Source organism: Bacillus cereus group sp. N6 (genome assembly GCF_016483705.1).
GTDB classification, from domain to species: domain Bacteria; phylum Bacillota; class Bacilli; order Bacillales; family Bacillaceae_G; genus Bacillus_A; species Bacillus_A wiedmannii.
This window is the reverse complement of the sequence record NZ_JAEHBI010000041.1, coordinates 15,969-39,454: the sequence shown is the minus strand read 5'-3', so window position 1 is coordinate 39,454 and position 23,486 is coordinate 15,969. Positions and strand designations below refer to the sequence as shown.

Genomic DNA, 23,486 nt, shown 5'->3' with positions numbered 1-23,486 from the left:
ATTTAGATTTTGTCAGAAAATTCCCTGTTTGTCAATCTATTTAGAGGGTGGATTCCCTCACTTCCCTTATTACAAACTCTCAATTAAATTTGTAATATCTTCTTTAGAGAACTTGTATCGCTCATTACAGAAATGACAATGAACTTCTGTCTCTTCTTCTTCTTCGCGAATTTGCTCTAACTCTGTTTTACCTAAACTAATTAACACACTCTCAATACGTTCGCGTGAGCATGTGCAATTAAATTGAACATCCATCGTTTCTAACACTTTCACTTTATCTTCTCCAAGAACTGCATACAGTAACTCTTCTGGAGAAAGCCCTTGTTCAATTAACGTTGATACAGGAGGAATCTTCTGCAAACGATCTTCAATGAATGAAATTGTTTCTTCCTGTGCACCTGGCATAATTTGAAGGATAAATCCACCTGCCGCTAATACGCTGTCATCTCCATTTACAAGAACGCCAACTCCTACAGAAGAAGGTGTTTGCTCAGAAACTGCAAAATAATACGTGAAGTCTTCCCCTAATTCTCCTGAAACAATTGGAGATTGACCAATAAACGGCTCACGCATACCAATATCTTTAATTACTGTTACAAATCCCTCAGTACCTACCGCTTGATATACACGTAATTTCCCTTGTTCCGTTCCTTCAAAATCAACATGTGGATTCGTTACATAACCACGTACATCCCCATTTGCATGAGCATCTACTAAGATAGGACCAATCGGACCATTACCTTCTACCTTAATCGTTAACTTTTGGTCACCTTTTAACATCGCGCCCATCATTGTACCTGCAGTTAAAGAACGACCAAGTGCCGCCGAAGCTGTTCTCCATGTATCATGACGTCTTTGCGCCTCACTTACTGTGTTTGTAGTACGCACACTATATGCACGCACTTCTCCATCAAATGCTAACGCTTTTACTAAATAATCTTTCATACTCATTTATTCACCTTTCTCATGCTGTAAATTTGCATTACGCTCGTATAACATATACAAACCTTTTAATGTTAAAAATGGATCTACAACGTCAATTACATTCGATTCTTCTGAAATTAATTTCGCCAATCCACCTGTTGCAATAACTTTCGGTTCTTGTTTAGCTTCCTCTTTCATACGCTTAACAATACCTTCCACTTGTCCAACATAACCATAAAGAATACCAGATTGCATTGCACTTACCGTATTCTTTCCAACAACACTGCTTGGTTTTGTAATTTCAATACGAGGAAGTTTTGCCGCTCTACTATATAAAGCCTCTGCTGAAATCATAATTCCCGGCGTAATAACTCCACCCATATAATGCTTTTCTTCGTTAATATAACAATATGTAGTAGCCGTACCGAAATCGACAATAATAAGCGGACTTCCATACAAGTGGATTCCTGCTACCGCATTTACAATTCGGTCCGCGCCTACTTCACGTGGATTTTCATATTTAATATTTAGCCCCGTTTTTATTCCAGGACCTACTACAAGCGGTTTAATTTTAAAATACTTTTCACACATGCGCTCTAATGCAAACATAATTGGTGGTACGACTGAAGACACGATAATACCTTTCACATCTTCAAACGAAAGACCTTCATGCTCAAGCAACTGCTTTACAAGCATTCCATATTCATCTTCTGTCTTATGACGATCTGTTTCCATGCGCCAATGTTGACGAAGTTCCCCCTCTTCAAACACGCCTAGCACAGCATTTGTGTTCCCTACATCCAATACAAAAATCATATTCTCACCACTTATCTTATTTAATCTATATTTGTGCAGTATGTATAAAACTTATAAAAACATCATATCACACATACTTATATAATCAGCTTTTCTATCCTCATCATTTTACAAAAAGATTACGCTCTATTTCAATTTTTAATACCAGATTTACTTAAATTTTTTCTACTTCATTTCGTTCCACAAATAAAAAAAGGAGTGACCATCGTCACTCCTTCATCTCTTACTTATCTTCTGATTCTTCATCGTCCTTCTTCATATTGATGTTTACTTTCACATCATCTGAAGATGTTGGACGCTCTGGCAATCTGCCGTAATCATATAAATGATTGATTTGCTCTGCATCTAACGTTTCTACTTCAAGTAACGTTTTCGCAATAATATCTAGCTTATCACGTTTTTCAGTAAGAATTTGTTTCGCGCGAGCATAACATTCTTTTATAATAGTTTGCATTTCCACATCGATTTCATGTGCAATTGCATCACTGTAGTTTTGTTCTGAATGGAAGTCTCTTCCTAAGAACACTTGACCACCTTGTGAGCTACCGAATTGCATCGGTCCAAGCTTATCACTCATACCGAATTCCGTAACCATACGTCTTGCAATACCAGTCGCACGTTGGAAGTCGTTGTGAGCACCTGTACTTGCTTCACCAAACACAATCTCTTCAGCTACTCGACCACCAAGTAAACCAGTGATTTTATCAAGTAACTCTGGTTTTGTCATGAAGTAACGATCTTCTTTCGGAAGCATTACTGCATATCCACCAGCTTGACCACGAGGGACAATTGTTACTTTATGAACGATATCTGCTTCATCAAGGACAACACCAATTACAGTATGGCCAGCTTCATGGAATGCAACGATATTACGTTCTTTTTCAGAGATGACACGACTTTTCTTAGCTGGACCTGCAATAACACGATCCGTTGCTTCATCAATGTCACTCATATCAATTTTCTTCTTATCTTGACGCGCAGCCACTAAAGCAGCTTCGTTTAATAAGTTTTCAAGATCCGCACCAGAGAACCCTGGTGTACGAGTTGCAATTGCTCTTAAGTTGATATGATCATCAAGCGGTTTATTACGAGCATGTACTTTCAGCACAGCTTCACGGCCATTTACATCTGGACGATCTACTGTAATTTGACGGTCAAAACGACCTGGACGTAATAACGCTGGATCAAGAATATCAGGACGGTTTGTTGCAGCGATGATAATAATACCTTCGTTTGCACCGAATCCATCCATTTCAACAAGTAATTGGTTCAACGTTTGCTCACGCTCATCATGGCCACCACCAAGACCTGCGCCACGTTGACGTCCTACCGCATCAATTTCATCAATGAAAATGATACAAGGAGCATTTTTCTTTGCATTTTCGAATAAATCACGTACACGTGATGCACCGACACCGACGAACATCTCTACGAAATCAGAACCACTGATAGAGAAGAATGGAACGCCTGCCTCACCTGCAACGGCACGTGCTAGTAAAGTTTTACCTGTACCTGGAGGTCCTACTAATAGAACACCCTTCGGAATACGAGCACCAACTTCAGCGAACTTACGAGGATCTTTCAAGAATTCAACTACCTCAACAAGCTCTTGTTTCTCTTCATCCGCTCCAGCAACATCTCTGAAACGAACTTTTTTCTTTTCGTCATTATATAACTTCGCCTTACTTTTCCCGAAGTTCATAACACGGCTACCGCCGCCCTGAGCCTGGTTTAATAAGAAGAAGAATAAAATGAAGATAATGACGAACGGAATGATAGAAGTAAAGAACGTTACCCAAGCACTTGTTTCTTCTGCTGGTTGATACTTAACTTCAGCACCTTGCGCTTTGTCATTAATTTTCTTTTGTAATTCCTCAGTATTTGGTGCATAAGTAACAAATTGTTCTCCTTGGCTAGAGTTGTTAAATTGTCCTTTTACCTCAAATACACCATTTTTCGGTTGAAGTTGCACATTACGCACTTCACCTTTTTCTAGTTTAGTAATGAATTTATCGTAGCTAACTGATGTCGTTTTTTGTGTCGAACCATTAAAATAGCTCACGATTCCAATTACTACTAGGAATATCAGTAAATAAAAGATGGTATTACGGAAGATACGATTCATTCCTAACCTCCTCTCACGGCATAAACACTATAGTAAATCGTAACATAGAAAAACTTTCCTATACAATTGTGACGCCTGCATTTAATTAATTTGAGTAAACACTTGGTTTTAATACTCCTACATAAGGAAGATTACGGTACTGCTCTTTATAATCTAATCCATACCCTACAACAAATTCATGTGGAACAGTAAACCCAACATAATCCGCTTTCAAATCTACCTTACGGCCTGTCGGCTTATCTAATAACGTAACAATTTTTACAGACTTCGCTTTACGATATTTGAATAGGTCTACTAAGTAACTTAGCGTAAGACCGCTATCAATAATATCTTCAACGATTAAAATATCGCGACCCTCTACAGAAGTATCAAGGTCTTTTAAAATTTTCACTTCGCCTGTTGAAACAGTAGAGTGACCGTAACTAGATACAGCCATAAAATCCATTTCAAGATATGTATCTGTTCTCTTTAATAAATCTGCCATGAATGGCATTGCGCCCTTTAATACACCAATCGCAAGAGGTATTGTGTTTTTATAATCCTCTGCAATAACCGCACCTAATTCGCGCACCTTTTCTTGTATTTGTTCTTCAGAAATTAATACTTTTTCGATATCTTGATTCATCATTTCATTATCCTCCCGGAAGACTCCTTGCTTTTGTAGTGAATAATCATATATTTATCCTTCTTTGCCGCCTCTTTCGAGATAGCAAATGCAGATCGCTTCAACAAGGGTACCCAAATAATATTCCCACTTGCATCACAAACGACCGGCCATTCTTCTCTTTTTTCTCTTGGTACTTTTGCTTCGATAAAAATAGTTTTTATCTTTTTTGTGCCATTCATACCTTGTATTGACATGCGATCTCCATTTTCTCTAGAACGAATACGAAGTGGATATGATATATCATTATACTTAGCAACAAATACTGTTTCATTCATGTTACTTGGTATGTCTTCGCTCACCTCTGTTACAAGCTTATCCCCGTTCGATAGCGTAATTGTCCCGGGCACTGATAAATCTTGTAAAAAAGGAGAAACAATTTCTTGTTTAAATCCAAAGCTGCACTCCTCGTATGCGCGAACAATTTTTAAATCACCTGGGAAATCAAGTGAACCCGAAGGTTGTGTCCGCTTAAAAAACTCGATCACTTTGTCAATATGTATAGAGGAAAGAGAAGATGGAATCTTATATTCATAAAGATAGTTTAATATTAGTTGAATCCCTCTTCTTTGTAAAGGCATAGACATGGATTCAAAGGCAGGAATTGATAAGCTAATTTGTTTATCACTTTTTTTTGTAATTACTTTATTCATTTTCTCAAAAGCTAATTCCTGCAAATACGCCTCATCCTCTTGCATCTGCATGCTAAATTTTTGGAATTTCTCATGCACTTGTGAATTTTCTTCTTTCAAATGAGGAAGAACATATTTGCGTAATCGATTCCTTGTATATACTTCCTTTTTATTACTTGGATCTATACGGGGAATTATTTTTAGCTTATTACAGTAATCAACAATCTCTTCCTTCGTTACTCCAAGTAACGGCCTAATTAAATATCCATTATGAAAAGGACGCTTCACTGCAATTCCTGCATATCCTTTCGGAGTACTCCCTCGTACAAGGCGCATTAAAATCGTCTCTACTTGATCATCACCATGATGTCCAAGAGCTACATATCTCGCATCATATTTCTTCATTATTCTTTCCAAAAATGCATATCTGCATTCTCTAGCAGCAACCTGTGCATTCATTCCGTGTTGCTGTTGATATTGCGACACATTAATCCTTATCGTTTCGCAAATAACTCCCAGCCCTTTACAAAGGTCCTGCACAAACTGTAGGTCCTCATGAGATTCATCACCTCTAAACATATGGTCCACATGTGCCACTACAATTTCGAACTGTTTTGCTGCTCTTTTTTCTAACAAATAATATAGAAGAGCCAAAGAGTCAGGACCACCAGAAACCCCTACAACAATTGTTGAACGTTCCTTTAATACATCATGCTGCTTTACAAAGTCATCTACCTTTTCAACAAATGTATCTTTCAACTTCGTAATCACCTTTCATTAAACAAGAACAGCAACGTTAGTTACCTTGTTTATAATGGTACAACTTTTACAAACATTGTGCAAAAAAAAGATATACAAAAATTACATTTTTATCTTACATCATCCGTACATATTCACAAAAGTAATAACATTATCTTTTAAAGTAAAAAAACCTAGGCATCCACCTAGGTTTTTAGAAAGAAACAGTGATAAAGAAACATCACACTTAAAATTTATTGTGCCTGCATTCCTACAATTGGAATCGTAGCCCACTTCGGCATATTTTTCTTCACTTTCGCCACAACGATAGTCATATCATCATTTATATAACCATCACAAGAGCGAATCACCTCTTCCATAATGATATCAGCAATTTCTTGCGGATCTTCGGTTTGTAATTCTTTAATTTTTCGTTTCATCCATAGTTCATGATTTTCTACATGTTGCGCTCCCTCGAAAATCCCATCGCTCATCATAATAAGGATATCGCCCGTTTTTAATTGTTCACCTACTACATCAACTTCAACATCCTCAATAATGCCCATCGGCAAATTACTTGCCTCAATTTTCAAAATATTGTTCGCACGTTTAACAAAACTCGGCGTCGATCCAATCTTTAAAAATTTCGCACTCGCATCCCGTAAATCCACCATAGCTAAATCTAACGTCGTAAACATCTCTTCTGTTGTTCTTAAAGAAAGAATAGAATTGATAGATTTAATCGCTATTTCCTCATCAATGCCTGATTGAAGTATTTTTTGTAATAATTTTACCGTTTCTTTACTCTCCATATGAGCTCTTTGCCCGTTTCCCATACCATCACTAATTGCAAGCGCATATTTACCAACACTTAAATCCATCATCGCATAAGAGTCACCAGAAACAAACCCACCGCCTTTTGCAGCTGTGGCCAACCCAGTATCAAGAGAATACGTTTTTGCCGAACCAAATGATATTAAGCTGTGGCCGTTCGGATAAGAAGATTTTTCTTCATGTTTAACAACAATATTTTCCTTTAGAATGTCAGAAAGCATCGGCGCAACTAACTTTTCACATTCTCCATGTTCATTAGATGCAACTGGAATCAACATTTCAATATCAATACTTCCTCTATCTAAACAATATATATCAACATGCTCTACTTCTACGCCAAAATCACGAAACGCTTGCATAATCTGTTCTTCCTGCACTTGATGATTTTCTCGTTCTCTTTGGATCTCCTTAGCAAAATCCTCCATAACTTTTGATACACCTAATAGTTGCTCCGCTACTATTCTACGGTTTTCTTTCATTTGTTTTCGTAATTTTTGTCCTTCATAGAAGTGATCTAATTCACCCGCTACTAAATCCGTCACTTTCTTCCCTCTCACACAATGCTTGTCCCATTCACGAACTAACTTCCGATTATGCTGCAACGTCCCCTCTTCCGTTTCACTCATTATTTGTTTCATATAATCGTACGTTTTGTCGAAATTAACTACCCAGCATTGGTCCTTTTTAAAGCATGTTTGACATGTTTTTGCAGTAATTGTACTTAAGAACAAATCCGCTTCTGTCTCTTTATCTTCCTCCTCCACATATCCATATACAGAAAAGCTATTAGATAAAGCAGCAAATACATTGGCAAATTGATTAATTTTATTCGCTGTAACATCACGCATCCTTCTTAAATACTGTTGTTGATCTTGCGAATGTTCCTGTGTGCCTGGCATGAATTTAGCAATACGATCCATAACAAGTTTCGGTGTTAATAAGAAGAACATAATCGCCATACCAGATTCAATTAAAGTTGTCACAATGTTTGTTTGCTTGTCTACATATAGCGTAATCAAGCTCGTCCCAATTAATAAACCTAAACTAACACCTAAACGCTTCCCTTCTTTTAACAAACCACCAAGCAACCCAGAAAAAGCAAGTAGACTAAGTTGAGACAAACTGGAGACATTGGCTAAACTTAATATTAATCCAGTGACGACCCCCACTGTAGATCCTGTAGCAGCCCCCGCAATAAATGCAAACACGAGCACTAAATACCTAGTAAAAATATGTTGAATAGAAGCGTCATATACAAACCAATCTGTTGTCCCTGTTAAAACAGATGCTAGTAATATAATTAAACAAACAATTTCTTCTGTCTCTAGCGCTTGTTGTTTACCTTTTCGTTCTACTAAAAGCGGAACACTTTGTAAAAATATCATAGTTAATACGAAGCTAAGCCCTGCCTCAATCGTACTAACGAGTAAATCGTACATGGTGACAGTTTGTTGCGCGAAATATACGACAACTAAATGTGCGGTTAATGCGGAGATAAATACTTGGAATGGAACAAGTCCAACAGTTTTACGTGTAAACCGACTAAAGAAGATATTATAAATGAAGAAAGTAAAAATAGATGCAAAGGTAAAGAATAAATTATCTATCGAAACTGAAAGTGCGCCCCCCATAAGAGCCAAGAACGCGAGCGGCATTTTATCCCGCTTCATAACATAAACAGCAGCAAAAAACGGCAGTGCAAACGGTAAAATGTTTGTTAATATATATGCTCGTCCCAAAAGAAAACCAATAACAACAATAATAAATCCCCATCTAAAGAAAACCTGTTCAAACTTCATTCGCAACTTACTCGTCCACTTTACTGCTCCAAGCTGACTCTCATTCATTGCCAATGCACTTGTATTCATAGTATTCCTTCCTGCTTTAGGCATATTTTTAACACCACCTGCATAGTTTAATTACTGTCATTATAAAAGATGATTATTGGGATTTTTGTCAAAACAACAGTTTTCACTTTTATAATCGTTCGACTTTTTATTCGAAATAACTCTACATATATACACGGTATGTAATTTATTCTCGCTATTTTAATTGAACATTCAGAAAATATAGGGTGATTTTGTAGAAGTGTTGTATGTCTTAATTTATTTAACAAAAAAAGATCATGCAAATTTGCATGATCTTTTTAGGATGACCCGTACGGGATTCGAACCCGTGTTACCGCCGTGAAAGGGCGGTGTCTTAACCACTTGACCAACGGGCCGTTAAATTAAATATAGCGGCGGAGGGGATCGAACCCCCGACCTCACGGGTATGAACCGTACGCTCTAGCCAGCTGAGCTACACCGCCATGTCGTCTTATTTAACGGACAATTAGTATCTTACCTCAGATATATTTTAAAGTCAACACATCTTGAAAACTTTTTTAAAAATATATTTTCACATATAAAAAAGCACCCCGAGCAATCGCCCTGGGTACCTCTCTATATGCTAAGAATTAAACGTTCTTATTATCCGCGACGTGCGCCACGGCCACCACGTTTAGATTCTGTGTTACGCTTTAAAGAAGTTAAACGATCTTCACTGTCCTTTAAGAAACGTGCCATCTTTTGCTCGAATGTTTCTTTTGGAGCTCGTTCGTTACCGCCGCCACGGTTATCTCTGTTGAAAGAACGATTACGTTGTGGACGTCCAGAACGTTGTTGATCGCCACCGCCACCGCGTTGGTATTCACCACGTGGACGATCTCCTTCTGTTTTTTCACGCTCTTTCGCTTTTTTAATAGATAGACCGATCTTACCATCTTTTTCAACGTTAATAACTTTTACTTCTACTTGGTCGCCCACTTTTAAGTGATCGTTAATATCTTTCACATAATTATCAGCAACTTCACTAATATGAACAAGACCCGTTAAGCCTTCTGGCAGCTCCACAAAAGCCCCAAAATTTGTAATACCTGTTACTTTACCCTGTAACTTGCTGCCTACCTCGATTGACATAAAAAAAATGCTCCTCCTTAGTGGTTAAAAAGTCAAATTTTACTTTATTATATATAATCCTAAAATATAGTGTCAATAAGACATACTCTACTTAGAAACAGGAAAAATTATCTCCCCTTTTCCAGAGAAGAAATAATCCCTTCTAGCAATCTTTAATACGTACTCTTCATCATTCAACTTTTGAACTTCGTCTTTTAGACTCTTTTCTTTATTCGTTAATGAATCCAGTTCTTTTTTCATGTCCTTAACTTTTGCTTCTTTTGCTCTAATGGAACTGTTTTGTTGATAAAACGTTACACTAATACTCGCAATAATTGTAAAAGCAAAGACAAGAAAAACCGCTAAACGGCGATAAAGTCGCTTCCTGTTCTCATCCGTTTGTATTATATGCTCTTTAACAGGATTTGGACTCTGTTTTTCGATTGTTCTTTGTCTCAGTTCCCTCATTTCCGAGGTCCCCCTAACTTCTTTTTTATACGCCCCCATAATTGGAAGATGTGTCCCTTCAATTTTGCTATATATTGCAGGAACCCTACATGTTTCATTATAAAAAGTTTAACACGATTAGGGAGAAGTTTCCATATGAGCGAAGCAATAAATCGAACAGGCCAGAAAAAAACTTTCCATATGAAAAGTAATATCCAAATCACCATTTTCCATAACACATGTCCAATTGAAAGCAGTATACGAAATAAGAATAATATAAATGCAATAAATAGCTGCGCTATAATAATAACAGGTTTTATCATGAGTAGCTTTATAATTTGAACAAAAAAGTGTGTTGTTTGCATAAAAATATAGATGAGAAAATTTAACAGTCTCATGTATATTGCTTTCAATAAGCTTTGATATGCCGCAAAACCACATAATAATGCCAAAAATACATATATACGTAGTTCAGCTTCATTTACAAGAAGCAGTACATAAAAAACGAATAATGCTTGGACAATCCAAAATAGTATATCATGAATAAATACAAGCCAACGTTTACGTTCTTGCCGCTTTAAAAATCGTTGGTATGTATCTAAAGACGCTCCAATCCAAGCACCCATTCCGATCATTGAGAGCATCGTATACAACTGAATTGTTAGGCTCATTTAAACAACTTACTAAAGAATCCTTTAGTTTTCTCCCCTTGATTCTCATCAATATACAGCATCTCATGAACTTTCCCTTTAATCGATACAACACCTTTTTCTACATCTAAATTTTTCATTTGCAAATTTTGACCACGAATTGTTAAAAAACCCATTACGGTCTCAAGTAAAAACTCCTCGCTATCAAAACTCTCTACCTGCTTTACACCGGTAATATCAATTACACGCCTGCCACGCATAATAATATCATGCTCTACCGAAACATTTTGTTGATTAGAAGACATAGGTGAGTAACCATTATCCACGTAAATCCCCCCATAGATTTATACTAGCTAATAGTAATGTATGAAGGGATAATTGATTTTAGAACAAGCCTTCTTCAGCCTTTACTTTTTCTTCGCGAACTAAACTATACATATTTGCTGCATCTTCTTTTTTAGTCGTTTCTTTCAATTCGTTTATTTTTACAGTTACTATTTTTTGACCAAAACGAATTGTTAATTCATCAGCTACTTTTACATCTGAACTCGCTTTTGCCACTTGACCATTAATTGATATTCTTCCTTGATCAGCTACTTCTTTCGCTAATGTTCTTCTTTTAATTAAACGTGATACTTTCAAAAACTTATCTAGACGCATATCAAATCCCCCTATTAACGCTCTGTTTGTTTTGCCTCTTCCCATAAAACGTCTAACTGCTCTAATGATAAATCTTGCATCTCTTTATTCATTTCAGCTACCTTTGCTTCCATGTATAAGAAACGACCGACGAATTTCTCATTCGTTGAACGTAACGCCTCTTCGGGATCTATTTTATAATGACGAGCTATATTCACAAACGCAAATAGTAAATCGCCAAATTCACCTAACATTTTCGCCTCATCCATATTTGTAACTTCTTGTTGGAACTCTTGCCATTCTTCTAAGACTTTCTCTATCATCGGTTGTACATCAACCCAATCGAAACCAACTTTGCCAGCTTTTTTCTGGATTTCATAGGCGCGTAGTAACTGTGGCAAACTTTTTGGAACCCCATTTAAAACAGATTCTTTCACGAATCCTTTTTCTTGTTTTTTAATTTCTTCCCAATTGGCAATTACTTCATCGGCATTATTTACATCCGTATTCCCAAATACATGCGGGTGGCGGCGAACCATTTTCTCAGATAAAGTTCGAATAATATCATCTATAGAGAACCAACCTTCATCCTCCCCGATTTGAGCATGCAACATAACTTGTAATAATATATCACCCAGTTCTTCTACTAAGTGATCATCATCCTCTTCATCAATTGCTTCCAACACTTCATAAGCTTCCTCAATTAAATACTTCTTTAAAGATTGATGTGTTTGCTTTTTATCCCACGGACAACCATTCGGTCCACGAAGGTCCGCAATAATTTCTCTAAGCACATCAAACTGTTGATACAAGGACGCACGTTCTTTAACTGGTGGTACATATACACTCGTTAAATTATTCAACTCTGTTTCATGATCTAACATGTACAACGGCACCTTTTTAACTTGTTCAAATGAAGTCCCTGCAGCTGTTACGATATACACTTCATAATCATCTGGTAGCATCTCCATTAATGTTAATTTCACATCAGATGCAACGAATGCGTCATATACTTGGCAAAAGATTAAATGTTGACGTAATTCTAATTGTCCTCTTTCAAATGATGTGGCGTCAATTAATTGGAATCCTTCAATCGGATCAATCTTTAGACTCGCAAACATAGGATCAAGGAAACTTTGTCCACCTTCAATGCGCACTTCAACATTCGCTACTTCACCTTTTTCCAACAGTAGCTGAACCGTTCTTTCCGCTACAAGCGGATGCCCTGGCACGGCATAGATGATTTCTGTGCCTTCAGCTTGTTCTAACAATGTATTCGCGATTGTTTCATATACAATTTCAAATGTATCATGCGCTTCATATATACTGTCAAAGGCTGTATATTGTATACCTTCTTTCTCCAACTCTTCTATAACGGGATGTTCCTTCGTTCTAACAAACATGTGATCTGCTTCTTTTATTTTTCGATATACACCCATCGTTAACTGATCTAACTCACCAGCACCTAATCCTAAAATAGTAATGATTCCACTCACAACCTGCCACCTCTATCCACTCTTCTTCAATGAACCTTCTTTTTTCTCTCTTTTCATAACGGTTCCTATTTCCGCTTTTGTAAATACACGTAATTTTAAAATTAAAAACACATATGTTAATCCACCGATAGCTACACCTAACAATGCCTCAAGTGTTGCAATTCCTCTATGCCTTGTATCAATTACTAATCCAGACATTTGCATCAAACGTATAAATATTATTAATACAAACCCCATACCGATACCACTAATAACTACACCTAACATATTACGCTTATCGATAAGCGATTCGGATACAGCTTGCATAAGTAATGCACTATTTAGCACAGAAATTACAATTAACGCAACTAGTGTTGCAATTGCAGCTCCCTTCACACCAAAATACGGCATTAATGTATAATTTAAAGCTAACTTTAAACAACCCCCAAATATAACGAATATTGCTGGTTTTAATGTTTGTCCTAACCCTTGCAAAATAGAAGCAGTTGTAATCGACAATGAACTAAATAAAATAGATAAAGATAAAATGGATAAAACATCTGACCCATCACTATTTTCAAACAACATAATATTCGTAGGCTGAATAATACAAGTTAATCCAATGGCAGCTGCAAATCCAATAACAAATGTTATTTTCATTGCTAACTTTACCTTTTCTCGAATAAAGGAAAGATCTCCTCTTTCCTTCGCCGCTGTAATAATTGGAATAAGTGACAATGAGAAAGAAGTTGTCACGACAGTACCTAATTGCATAAGCGGGATACTTCTGTCGTAAACACCTTTTAATACCTTTGCACTTTCAGCTTGCTCTCCTGCCCCAATAAGTAAGGAATAGAAGGAAATGGAATCAGCCATTTGTATAAAAATAAGTACTAAGTTACTAACACAAATCGCCAATCCCTGCCAAAACAGAATTTTAATGATCCTCTTTTTTCCCTTAATTCTCTTTACACTCTTGAAAAATATAGAACGAAAGTCATGACGCATATAAAGTACAAGTACGATAATCCCAATTAGTCCGCCTGCGATTGAACCTAACATAGCACCTGCACCGACTGTATATAAATCAAATCCGCGAGCAATTAGGAATAGAGATAAAAATACAATAATAGAAACACGAATTGTTTGTTCTATCACTTGCGAAACAGCTGTTGGCATCATATTATTGAACCCCTGAAAATATCCTCTTGCTACAGATAAAAACGGCATCAATATGAATGAAAATGAAATAACACGTAATAACTTATCTAAGTGTATATCACCCATGGCTGCTGCAATTGTTTCGGCACCAAAAAACAATGTAAAAAAGCCTACGAAACCAATTCCTAATAAAAACCAAAAAGATACACAGATAATTTCTTCTGCTTCTTGTTGTTTCCCTCGCTCTAATCGTTCCGCAACCATTTTTGAAATTATAATGGGGAACCCATAAGTAGCTAAAATTAAACAAAATCCATAAAACGGATAAATTTGTTGGTAAATATAAAAACCAATATCACCCGCTATATTTTGATATGGAATACGGTAAAAAGCGCTTAATACCTTTGTAACAAAACTTGCGATTGTTAATATAATAGCCCCACGCCAAAAGGCTTGATACTTCTTCGATTCCATACAAGAAAACTCCTTTTTCTATTCTCACCCCTCGTATTATATCATAAAGAAAAGGACAAGCTTCCTTGCCTACACGAGTAATAATACGTTCGTGCAACGCTAGAAATGTTCAACGAAAAAAGGTAGCAAAGCGCTACCTTCATTCAATATACATATATCTCCAAATATTTGATTTCTCAAAAAGAAATATCATAATTAGGAAAGATTGCTACTTCTAAAATTCGATATAGCCTTACTGCTCCATTTGTTTCGCTAAAAAGCTTGCAGCTGTATTTACTGACTTATGCTCTACTTCACTTATAATATCCTCTTTAGAGAAGATAACAACAGCTCCAATTGGATCCCCATTCGCAACAATCGGGCCAATTGTATAGGAACTCACTTTTTCTGTTACTCCATCAATAATTGAAATTTCGCTTTCATCTGTCATAATTACAGACTTACGCTCTTCCATTGTCTTCTCAATTAAATCGCCAACACTTTTATTTAAGTATTCTTTTTTAGATACGCCTGCTACTGCGATAACAGAATCACGATCGCATACAAGCACATTATGTCCTAAGCTATCGTATAAAGCTTCCGTATATTCCTTTGCAAAATTACCTAGTTCACTAATTGGAGAATATTTTTTCAAAATCACTTCTCCATCGCGATCAACAAATATTTCTAGTGGGTCTCCTTCTCGAATACGTAAAGTTCTACGAATTTCCTTCGGGATTACTACCCTACCTAAATCATCAATTCGACGTACGATTCCAGTTGCTTTCATTCTAATGCTGCCTCACTTTCTACTGATGATCAAAGTGGTGAATTTACCTGTTCATGTAAAAATCACCAACTGTTAGACATAGTATTTTACACATTAGTTCTTCTATGCACGCCGAATTGTATTTTTTTATCTTATATTAGGCATTTATGACTTCTTTTTTTACATCTGGTAGGCCTTTTAATAAATTTTCAGCAATTGTTAACCACTTCGATGTCTCTAAACCATTTGTTTTCATAACGATTTTCAATTGCGATCCTTCCATTCCTAGACCAATCATACGTCCAAAACTATTTCCAAGCATGAATAATTTTCCGCCATCAATATTTTGACTTGCTTGTTCTGAGAACAGAATTGTCACTTCAAATTTATTTTGCTTAATTAACTCAATTTGTTCTTTCATTGCCAATACTTTAATATTTGCAATTTGCAATAAGTAACCAACTTCTTGCGGGTAATCACCAAATCTATCTATCATCTCTTCCTGCAACTCTTCAATATCCTCAATTGCAGAAACACCTCTAAACTGTTTATACATCATAATCTTTTGTTTACTATCTGAAATATAAGCATCTGGTAAATATGCATCTACTTCTAAATCAATTTCAACATTAACTGTATTTTCAACCCCATCTGTTCCTCTACGCTGTTCAATTGCATCTTTTAACATTTGAGAATATAGATCAAATCCGACAGAATCAATAAATCCATGCTGTTCGGCTCCTAACAAGTTACCTGCACCACGAATGGATAAGTCTCTCATCGCAATTTTGAAACCTGACCCAAGCTCTGTGAACTCTTTAATGGCTTGCAGACGCTTCTCTGCAACTTCTGATAACACTTTATCTCGTTTGTATGCAAAGTATGCATATGCAACACGATTAGAACGTCCAACACGACCACGAAGCTGATACAGCTGCGATAATCCCATACGATCTGCATCAAATACAATTAACGTATTTACATTCGGAATATCTACACCCGTCTCAATAATTGTTGTACTTACAAGAACATCATGCTGCCCTTCTAAAAACGATAGCATAACAGACTCTAATTCACCTTCGTTCATTTTCCCATGTGCATACGTTACACGCGCGTCTGGAACTAACATCGAAATTTCATCTGCTTTTCTTTCGATATCCTCCACACGATTATATAGGAAGTAAATTTGCCCACCTCTTGCAAGCTCTCGTTCTATCGCTTCTCGCATTAACGCTGGATTATACTCTACTACATACGTTTGGACTGGGAAACGATTTTCTGGTGGTGTCTCAATAACAGATAAGTCACGCACACCAAGCATAGACATATGGAGTGTACGCGGAATCGGAGTTGCCGTTAATGTTAACACGTCAACATTTGCTTTTAATTGTTTAATTTTTTCTTTATGCGTTACACCAAACCTTTGTTCTTCATCAATAATAAGAAGACCTAAATCTTTATAAGTAACGTCTTTAGATAAAATACGATGCGTTCCGATTACGATATCTACCGTACCATCTTTTAAGCCTTTAATTGTTTCATTTTGCTGTTTTCTCGTACGGAATCTACTTAATAATCCTATATTGATTGGATAATCTTGAAAACGCTCTCGAATTGTTTCATAGTGTTGTTGTGCAAGGATCGTTGTCGGCACTAAAATTGCAACTTGTTTTTCATCCATAATTGCCTTAAATGCCGCACGGATAGCTACTTCCGTCTTTCCATATCCTACATCACCACAAAGAAGCCTATCCATCGGACGTCCACGTTCCATATCTTTCTTAATCTCGTCAATAGAACGTAATTGATCCTCTGTCTCTTGATATGGGAAAGAAGATTCAAATTCTTGTTGTTCTGCCGTATCTGGTGTATATGCATAACCTTTTGAAGCTTCGCGCTCAGCATATAGTTTAATTAGGTCATCCGCAATGTCTTGTACAGATTTTTCAACTTTCGTTTTGACCTTTTTCCAATCATTTCCGCCCAATTTATAAACTTTAGGATCCTTACCTTCAGATCCTACATATTTCTGCACTTGGTCAATTTGTTCAATTGGAACGTATAACTTATCATTACCTTGATATTTAATATTCAAGTAATCTTTATGAACACCATTAATTTCTAGTGTCTCGATACCTAAGAATTTACCTATACCATGATTTACATGAACTACATAATCTCCAACTTTTAATTCCGAATAACTTTTAATACGTTCAGCATTAGATAACTTCTGCTTACGTTGTGATTTTTTAACTTTTTTATGAAAAAGCTCTTTTTCAGTAATAACAACAAGCTTTTGCATCGGCATTTCAAATCCTGCATGTAAATCACCTACAGCAATTTGCAACCTTCCAGGCAATAATATATCTGTGCCCTCTACGATATCTGCCTCAATATCATAATCACTTAAAATATGTTGTAGTTTTTTTACACGTTCATCATCTGTGCCGAGCACAACAGTCGTAAAATGCCCTTCGTTCCATCTATCAATTTCAGTTTTCAACAACTGCATCTGCCCATGGAAATCTTGCATTGTTTTACATGTCACATTCACAATATTTTGCGGATGTGTATGTGCTATATGACGTAAGAATAACGTTAAATATACAAAACTTCTTTTTTTATGATGAAGAAATTCCTCAAACGAGTGTGAGAAAGATAAATCTTGAATAATTGTTCCCTCACCAAGAAGTGATATATACCATTCCGCCTCTTCCGTTTCAAGATGTGATGCCGTTTCTTGAATACGAGAAATCTCATCCAAAACCACAATACCATCTTCAGGTAAATAATCTATCAGACTAGCAGGTTCTTTATAGAAAATAGATAAATATTTAAACATCTGTTCTATACTTTGCCCGTTTTTTAACATCTCAATTTCATGACTTACCGTTTCAAGCACTGTAGTCTTCAATTTATCATCGGAAAGTTTTTGCATCGTCTTAGTCAAGCCTTCCTCAAGATGCTCAATTCCCGACTTCAATTCTTCCTGTGAAAATAAAAACTCTGTTGCTGGACCAAATCTAACACTTTCTTTTTTATCTTGAGAGCGCTGTTCATCCACATCAAATAATCGAATAGAATCAACTTCTGTATCGAAAAATTCAATACGAAATGGTAACTCTTCAGTTAATGGGTAAATATCTAATATTCCCCCGCGCAAACTGAATTCCCCAGGAGCTTCTACCATCGACTTACGCTCATAACCAATATGATGTAAAGTATGCAAGAATGTATCTAAATCAATCTCTTGCCCTAGATTGATTTCGATTTGCCTTTGCTTCCACAACTCTTTCATTGGTAAAAATCTGCGTAGTCCTGCAACTGGCGCTACAATAATCCCGTTCTCTCCTGCCGCTAAACGATTCAATACTTCAATACGTTGCGCCTTCAATTCTGGGCTTGCAACACCAATTTCTGATGCTATCAATTCATTTACTGGGTATAACCACACATCTTTTTCACCAAGTAACGCCACTAAATCTTCATGCACTTTTTGTGCTTGATATAAATTATGCGTCACAATAAGTTGTGATTTTTTTGTTTTTTTATATAAGGCCGCCATTAATAACGAACGAGAAGAGGTTGCCATACCTGATACAAGTTGTTCTTTTAAACCATCTTCTAGTCCATTAATAACCGATTGGATCTCTTCATTTTTATAAAATTGCTCTAATAAACCTATCATTTTCAAAACCCCTCTCAACATAAAGAGCAAGCCACTATATTTTATGCAAATATTTTGGAAAAAGAAAACAGAAAAATGCTTTGGACATGCCAAAGCGACAACATTTTATTGCAGAAATTTTTCATATTCATAATACTCAGGATAAGATGCGAGCGTTTCTTGACACGATTCACAAATCGTTTTTATATATATATTTCCATTCTCATGAAAATGAATCATCTCTACTACTTCTTGCTCTGTTAGTTGAAATAAAACGTCGCTATACACTTTTTCTGCAGTAACGGAGCCTACATTACTCCCGCAATGTCTGCAATAATAATACCCTTCCATACTAGCCTCCTAAAAATCCAATTACTACTAGTATGGGTAAAAACAAGACAAAATATTCCCAATCATACCCTTAACTATTGAAGGTATTCATGATTTGAAGAAAAGGTTTATTTAACCATTCTTCACATGCATCCGCTGCTTTTTCAATAGAATAACTCACATCAGGAATTTCTTCCGATGTAAAACGTCCTAATACGTAATCTACTACCTTCATGCCATTTTTCGGACGATCAATTCCCATGCGGATACGTTGAAACTCTTGTGTTCCTAAATGTGAAATTGTTGATTTCACACCATTATGTCCACCAGCACTACCTTTCATACGAAGGCGTAATTTACCTACAGGGATGTCTAAATCATCGTACAGAACAACGAAGTCCTCAACATCAATTTTATAGTAATCCATGAGTGGTCGAATACTTTCCCCAGATAAATTCATATATGTAAGTGGCTTTAATAAGATTACTTTTTCTCCATTAACAAATCCTGCACCAAATACTCCTTTAAATTTTTGTTCATTCAAAGAAATATTCCAACGCTTTGCAAGTTCATCAATCGCCATAAATCCAATATTATGCCTTGTTAATTCATATTCTCTACCTGGGTTCCCAAGTCCTACTATCAATTTCATTCTTGTACCACTACTTTCTTTTTTCGATACGAAAAGACGTAACCAATCTTGGTTACGTCTCATTCTATCCAATTAATTGAATAATACACTTACAGATTCTTCTTCGTATACACGAATGATTGCTTCTCCGATTAGTGGAGCAACTGAAAGTTCATGTACTTTGTCGATTTTCTTCTCTTCTGGTAATACGATAGAGTTCGTTACAACTAACTCTTTAATATTTGAGTTTTGGATACGCTCAATTGCTGGACCAGATAATACTGGGTGTGTACAGCAAGCATATACTTCAGAAGCACCGTTCTCAACAAGAGCGTTTGCTGCTAATGTGATTGTACCAGCTGTATCAATGATGTCATCAATTAAAATTGCTGTTTTACCTTCAATATTACCGATAATGTTCATTACCTCTGATACGTTCGGACGAGGACGACGCTTATCAATAATAGCGATTGGTGCTTTTAGGCGATCTGCCATTTTTCTAGCACGAGTTACCCCACCGTGGTCTGGTGACACGATTACGATATCTTTAAGACCTTTTGTTTCAAAGTAATCTGAAAGAATCGGTACACCCATTAAGTGGTCGATTGGGATATCAAAGAACCCTTGAATTTGTGGAGCATGTAAATCTAGAGTGATTACACGAGTTGCACCTGCTGTTTCAAGCAAGTTTGCTACAAGTTTCGATGTAATTGGTTCACGAGAACGCGCTTTACGGTCTTGACGCGCATAACCATAGTAAGGAATAACAATATTAATTGTTTTTGCAGATGCACGTTTTAATGCATCGATCATAATAAGTAATTCCATGATATGTTCGTTTACTGGGAAGCTTGTAGATTGAATAATGAATACATCGCAACCACGGATACTTTCTTCAATGTTAATTTGAACTTCTCCATCACTAAAACGATCAACAGAACATTTTCCTAGTCCTACTCCAATGTGCTTTGCAATTTGCTCAGCAAGTTCCTTATTAGAGTTTAAAGAGAATACTTTCAAATTAGAATTTAGATATTGAGTCGACATCTAGATTAACCCTCCACATTATGATTTTTTCTTATTCAGCAATTGATCAACATAGTCTTCTTTGTTAACTTGACGTGCACGTGCTACAGATAATGCTTTTGATGGAACATTCTCTGTAATTGTAGAGCCTGCTGCCACATAAGCACCATCTTCAACTGTTACAGGAGCGACAAGGTTTGAATTACATCCAATAAATACCCCGTTACCAATCACAGTTTTGAATTTATTCTTACCGTCATAGTTCACCGTAATTGAACCACAACCAAGATTCACGTCTTCTCCAACTTGTGCATCCCCGATATAACTTAAGTGTGAAGCTTTACTTCTATTACCAAAAACAGTTTTTTTGATTTCCACGAAGTTTCCAACGCGTACTTCATCTCCAATAACTGAATCTGGGCGAATATGTGCAAATGGACCAACCGATACTTCTGTACCAAGTTTACTATCATGTACAGTAGATTGTCGAATTGTCGTACGATCTCCAATTTCACTATCGCGAATTACTGTGTGCGGTCCAATTTCACAATCAGAACCAATTACAGTATTCCCCTCAATAATTGTTCCTGGATGAAGAACTGTATCACTACCGATAATTGCATCAGCAGAAATATACGTGTTACTTGGATCAATAATTGTAACACCATTTACCATGTTTTTACGGTTGATACGGTTTTTCATAATAATTTCCGCTTGCGATAGAGCGACTCTGTCGTTAACACCTAACGTTTCATCGAAGTGCTCTGTTTGATAAGCCGATACGATATGACCTTCATTTTTTAAAATCTCAATAACATCTGGCAGGTAATATTCACCTTGTACGTTATCATTTGAAACTTTAGAAAGTGAGGCGAATAAAGCTTTATTATCAAAACAATACGTACCTGTATTGATTTCTTTAATAGCTAATTCTTTCTCATTTGCATCCTTATGCTCAACAATCTTTTCAACATGACCATTCTCATTACGAACGATACGACCATATCCAGCAGGTTCTTCTATGTAAGCTGTTAGCACCGTTGCCATTGCCCCTGCTTCTTTATGTTGCTGAAGCAATGCTTCCATCGTTTCAGCAGTTATTAGCGGCGTATCACCACAAATAACTAAAGTTGTTCCTTCTTCATTTGCAAGTACACTTGCAGCTTGATCGACAGCGTGTGCTGTACCAAGTTGTTCTGCTTGTAATGCAAACTCACTTACGTTTCCTAGCTGTTCTTGTACCATTTCAGCACCATGTCCTACGACTGTTACAAGTTTCTGCAATCCTAATTGCGTTACTTGATCGACAACATGTTGTACCATAGGTTTTCCACATACAGGATGAAGCACTTTGTATAGCTTAGACTTCATACGTGTGCCTTTGCCTGCAGCTAGAATCACTGCAAATCTGTTTGACATATAGACCCTCCATCGCAACCTATTTATCCATTAACGATATTATCCTAAATCATCATATATTTCAAGAAACACATTTTAACTATTAAATTTTACCATAATTCTTATACGATGTTTTACTCTTTAGTATCTTTTTTAAGAAATAAGCTATACTATTTAAAATGATTTTGAAAAAATTAGAAGTTTTCCTCTTCACTTTAATAAATTCAGAATTTTCCGTACGAAATAGATAAAACCACACAAAAAAAAACAAACTCCTGTAAATGCTTACAGGAGTTTGTTGCAAAATTATAGGGATTTCTTTAAAAAGCCCTTTTCATTCGAATTTTACGAAGCACCCGCTTCTTCAAACTCAACCTCTTCTAACTCGCCTAAACGATGATACTCTGTTAAAACCGCATCTTGAATTTTAGAGCGTGTATTAGAATTAATTGGATGTGCAATGTCACGGAATTCTCCATCTGGAGTACGTTTACTTGGCATTGCTACAAATAATCCATTATTACCATCAATTACACGAATATCATGAACAACAAATTCATGGTCTAGAGTAATAGAGGCAATTGCTCTCATGCGGCCTTCTGTGTTTACGCGGCGTAATCTTACGTCAGTCACTTCCATCTTGTGTTCACCACCCTTTTCTAAATAAGCGATATATTTGTATAAATTCCACAAAATTTCTATTTTCCCTTTAATTTTTTAAAAATTTTTAAGATAAAAATTTTTAATGTAATTGAATATAGAGATTAGTGGAGGTTATCGCTTACAAAGGATTACTTAACTAGGGCAATTACTTCGATTTCAATTGAAACATCTTTCGGTAATTTTGCTACTTGTACACAAGAACGAGCTGGCTTATGAGTAGAGAAATAAGAGCCATATACTTCATTAACAGCATTAAAATCATCCATATCTTTTAAGAATACTGTTGTTTTTACTACTGTATCAAATGAAGCACCTGCTTCTTCTAATACCGCTTGTAAATTTTGAAATACTTGCTCTGTTTGTACTGTCACGTCTCCTGCTACAAGCTCTCCACTTGCAGTTAACGGAATTTGTCCTGAACTGTAAAACATATTATTTACAATAATCCCTTGTGAATATGGTCCAATTGCTTGTGGTGCATTGCTTGTTTGAACAACTTTCATAT

21 protein-coding genes and 2 tRNA genes are annotated in these 23,486 nt (G+C 36.3%); all 23 read right to left on the bottom strand.

From position 1 onward, the window contains the following. Window positions 1–69: 69 nt before the first annotated feature. Window positions 70–945, bottom strand: a complete 876-nt coding sequence (gene hslO / locus JDS99_RS23145; RefSeq protein WP_075313525.1) for a redox-regulated molecular chaperone HslO — start codon at window positions 943–945, stop codon at window positions 70–72. A 6-nt stretch (window positions 946–951) separates the two neighbouring features. Next, a complete protein-coding gene (locus JDS99_RS23140; protein ID WP_000578367.1) occupies window positions 952–1,740 on the bottom strand; it encodes a type III pantothenate kinase in 789 nt (262 codons plus the stop codon). 223 nt (window positions 1,741–1,963) lie between these two features. Further along, entirely contained in the window at window positions 1,964–3,865 is a 1,902-nt protein-coding gene (gene ftsH / locus JDS99_RS23135; RefSeq protein WP_001079657.1) for an ATP-dependent zinc metalloprotease FtsH, read from the bottom strand. A gap of 85 nt (window positions 3,866–3,950) precedes the next feature. After that, the gene (hpt, locus tag JDS99_RS23130) at window positions 3,951–4,493 is read right to left on the bottom strand and encodes a hypoxanthine phosphoribosyltransferase (protein ID WP_000981845.1); all 543 of its coding nucleotides are present in this window, start codon (window positions 4,491–4,493) and stop codon (window positions 3,951–3,953) included. Then, complete coding sequence (gene tilS / locus JDS99_RS23125) at window positions 4,490–5,920, bottom strand: tRNA lysidine(34) synthetase TilS (RefSeq protein WP_000655443.1); 1,431 nt, start codon at window positions 5,918–5,920, stop codon at window positions 4,490–4,492. The genes hpt and tilS overlap by 4 nt, the downstream gene beginning before the upstream one ends. Before the next feature lie 233 nt (window positions 5,921–6,153). Then, a complete protein-coding gene (gene spoIIE, locus JDS99_RS23120) occupies window positions 6,154–8,625 on the bottom strand; it encodes a stage II sporulation protein E (RefSeq protein WP_199695792.1) in 2,472 nt (823 codons plus the stop codon). A gap of 260 nt (window positions 8,626–8,885) precedes the next feature. Next, window positions 8,886–8,957 (bottom strand) — tRNA-Glu (locus JDS99_RS23115). Between the two features lie 13 nt (window positions 8,958–8,970). Then, window positions 8,971–9,044, bottom strand: a tRNA-Met gene (locus JDS99_RS23110). Between the two features lie 160 nt (window positions 9,045–9,204). Continuing rightward, window positions 9,205–9,693 (bottom strand): S1 domain-containing RNA-binding protein, encoded by a 489-nt coding sequence (locus tag JDS99_RS23105; RefSeq protein WP_000021454.1) that lies wholly within the window; start codon window positions 9,691–9,693, stop codon window positions 9,205–9,207. An 87-nt stretch (window positions 9,694–9,780) separates the two neighbouring features. After that, window positions 9,781–10,140 (bottom strand): cell division protein DivIC, encoded by a 360-nt coding sequence (divIC, locus tag JDS99_RS23100; protein WP_001208737.1) that lies wholly within the window; start codon window positions 10,138–10,140, stop codon window positions 9,781–9,783. Further along, window positions 10,137–10,790 carry a spore cortex biosynthesis protein YabQ gene (yabQ, locus tag JDS99_RS23095; protein ID WP_000059764.1) on the bottom strand — a complete coding sequence of 218 codons (654 nt, stop codon included), beginning with the start codon at window positions 10,788–10,790 and terminating at the stop codon, window positions 10,137–10,139. Before yabQ ends, divIC begins: the two co-directional genes overlap by 4 nt. Beyond that, window positions 10,787–11,095, bottom strand: coding sequence for a sporulation protein YabP (yabP, locus tag JDS99_RS23090; RefSeq protein WP_000368630.1), 309 nt, complete (start codon window positions 11,093–11,095; stop codon window positions 10,787–10,789). Before yabP ends, yabQ begins: the two co-directional genes overlap by 4 nt. 58 nt (window positions 11,096–11,153) lie before the next feature. Then, window positions 11,154–11,429 (bottom strand): RNA-binding S4 domain-containing protein, encoded by a 276-nt coding sequence (locus JDS99_RS23085; RefSeq protein ID WP_001234876.1) that lies wholly within the window; start codon window positions 11,427–11,429, stop codon window positions 11,154–11,156. Window positions 11,430–11,443: 14 nt separating this feature from the next. Beyond that, complete coding sequence (yabN, locus tag JDS99_RS23080) at window positions 11,444–12,904, bottom strand: bifunctional methyltransferase/pyrophosphohydrolase YabN (RefSeq protein WP_199695791.1); 1,461 nt, start codon at window positions 12,902–12,904, stop codon at window positions 11,444–11,446. A gap of 12 nt (window positions 12,905–12,916) precedes the next feature. Further along, window positions 12,917–14,518, bottom strand: a complete 1,602-nt coding sequence (locus JDS99_RS23075) for a putative polysaccharide biosynthesis protein (protein WP_199695790.1) — start codon at window positions 14,516–14,518, stop codon at window positions 12,917–12,919. 232 nt (window positions 14,519–14,750) lie between these two features. Next, window positions 14,751–15,287, bottom strand: coding sequence for a stage V sporulation protein T (spoVT, locus tag JDS99_RS23070; RefSeq protein WP_088061461.1), 537 nt, complete (start codon window positions 15,285–15,287; stop codon window positions 14,751–14,753). 136 nt (window positions 15,288–15,423) lie between these two features. Further along, window positions 15,424–18,954 (bottom strand): transcription-repair coupling factor, encoded by a 3,531-nt coding sequence (mfd, locus tag JDS99_RS23065; protein WP_000579706.1) that lies wholly within the window; start codon window positions 18,952–18,954, stop codon window positions 15,424–15,426. Window positions 18,955–19,059: 105 nt separating this feature from the next. Further along, window positions 19,060–19,284, bottom strand: a complete 225-nt coding sequence (locus JDS99_RS23060; protein WP_000399441.1) for an anti-sigma-F factor Fin family protein — start codon at window positions 19,282–19,284, stop codon at window positions 19,060–19,062. 70 nt (window positions 19,285–19,354) lie between these two features. Then, complete coding sequence (pth, locus tag JDS99_RS23055) at window positions 19,355–19,915, bottom strand: aminoacyl-tRNA hydrolase (protein ID WP_279433269.1); 561 nt, start codon at window positions 19,913–19,915, stop codon at window positions 19,355–19,357. Between the two features lie 72 nt (window positions 19,916–19,987). Next, entirely contained in the window at window positions 19,988–20,941 is a 954-nt protein-coding gene (locus tag JDS99_RS23050) for a ribose-phosphate diphosphokinase (RefSeq protein WP_000107420.1), read from the bottom strand. Window positions 20,942–20,959: 18 nt separating this feature from the next. Beyond that, window positions 20,960–22,339, bottom strand: a complete 1,380-nt coding sequence (gene glmU, locus JDS99_RS23045) for a bifunctional UDP-N-acetylglucosamine diphosphorylase/glucosamine-1-phosphate N-acetyltransferase GlmU (RefSeq protein ID WP_000071045.1) — start codon at window positions 22,337–22,339, stop codon at window positions 20,960–20,962. 324 nt (window positions 22,340–22,663) lie between these two features. Next, the gene (spoVG, locus tag JDS99_RS23040) at window positions 22,664–22,957 is read right to left on the bottom strand and encodes a septation regulator SpoVG (RefSeq protein WP_000454042.1); all 294 of its coding nucleotides are present in this window, start codon (window positions 22,955–22,957) and stop codon (window positions 22,664–22,666) included. 152 nt (window positions 22,958–23,109) lie between these two features. Beyond that, on the bottom strand, window positions 23,110–23,484 hold the full coding sequence (locus tag JDS99_RS23035; RefSeq protein ID WP_000869826.1) for a RidA family protein: 375 nt from the start codon (window positions 23,482–23,484) through the stop codon (window positions 23,110–23,112). Window positions 23,485–23,486 lie beyond the last annotated feature (2 nt).

Coding starts and splice junctions, on each gene's coding strand:
- pth (WP_279433269.1), bottom strand. CDS start 19,915: ATGAAATTGATAGTAGGACTTGGGAACCCAGGTAGAGAATATGAATTA.
- JDS99_RS23050 (WP_000107420.1), bottom strand. CDS start 20,941: ATGTCGACTCAATATCTAAATTCTAATTTGAAAGTATTCTCTTTAAAC.
- JDS99_RS23060 (WP_000399441.1), bottom strand. CDS start 19,284: ATGGAAGGGTATTATTATTGCAGACATTGCGGGAGTAATGTAGGCTCC.
- spoVT (WP_088061461.1), bottom strand. CDS start 15,287: ATGAAAGCAACTGGAATCGTACGTCGAATTGATGATTTAGGTAGGGTA.
- hpt (WP_000981845.1), bottom strand. CDS start 4,493: ATGATGAATCAAGATATCGAAAAAGTATTAATTTCTGAAGAACAAATA.
- yabQ (WP_000059764.1), bottom strand. CDS start 10,790: ATGAGCCTAACAATTCAGTTGTATACGATGCTCTCAATGATCGGAATG.
- mfd (WP_000579706.1), bottom strand. CDS start 18,954: ATGATAGGTTTATTAGAGCAATTTTATAAAAATGAAGAGATCCAATCG.
- spoIIE (WP_199695792.1), bottom strand. CDS start 8,625: ATGCCTAAAGCAGGAAGGAATACTATGAATACAAGTGCATTGGCAATG.
- JDS99_RS23075 (WP_199695790.1), bottom strand. CDS start 14,518: ATGGAATCGAAGAAGTATCAAGCCTTTTGGCGTGGGGCTATTATATTA.
- divIC (WP_001208737.1), bottom strand. CDS start 10,140: ATGAGGGAACTGAGACAAAGAACAATCGAAAAACAGAGTCCAAATCCT.
- ftsH (WP_001079657.1), bottom strand. CDS start 3,865: ATGAATCGTATCTTCCGTAATACCATCTTTTATTTACTGATATTCCTA.
- glmU (WP_000071045.1), bottom strand. CDS start 22,339: ATGTCAAACAGATTTGCAGTGATTCTAGCTGCAGGCAAAGGCACACGT.
- JDS99_RS23105 (WP_000021454.1), bottom strand. CDS start 9,693: ATGTCAATCGAGGTAGGCAGCAAGTTACAGGGTAAAGTAACAGGTATT.
- JDS99_RS23140 (WP_000578367.1), bottom strand. CDS start 1,740: ATGATTTTTGTATTGGATGTAGGGAACACAAATGCTGTGCTAGGCGTG.
- JDS99_RS23035 (WP_000869826.1), bottom strand. CDS start 23,484: ATGAAAGTTGTTCAAACAAGCAATGCACCACAAGCAATTGGACCATAT.
- JDS99_RS23085 (WP_001234876.1), bottom strand. CDS start 11,429: ATGCGTCTAGATAAGTTTTTGAAAGTATCACGTTTAATTAAAAGAAGA.
- hslO (WP_075313525.1), bottom strand. CDS start 945: ATGAAAGATTATTTAGTAAAAGCGTTAGCATTTGATGGAGAAGTGCGT.
- spoVG (WP_000454042.1), bottom strand. CDS start 22,957: ATGGAAGTGACTGACGTAAGATTACGCCGCGTAAACACAGAAGGCCGC.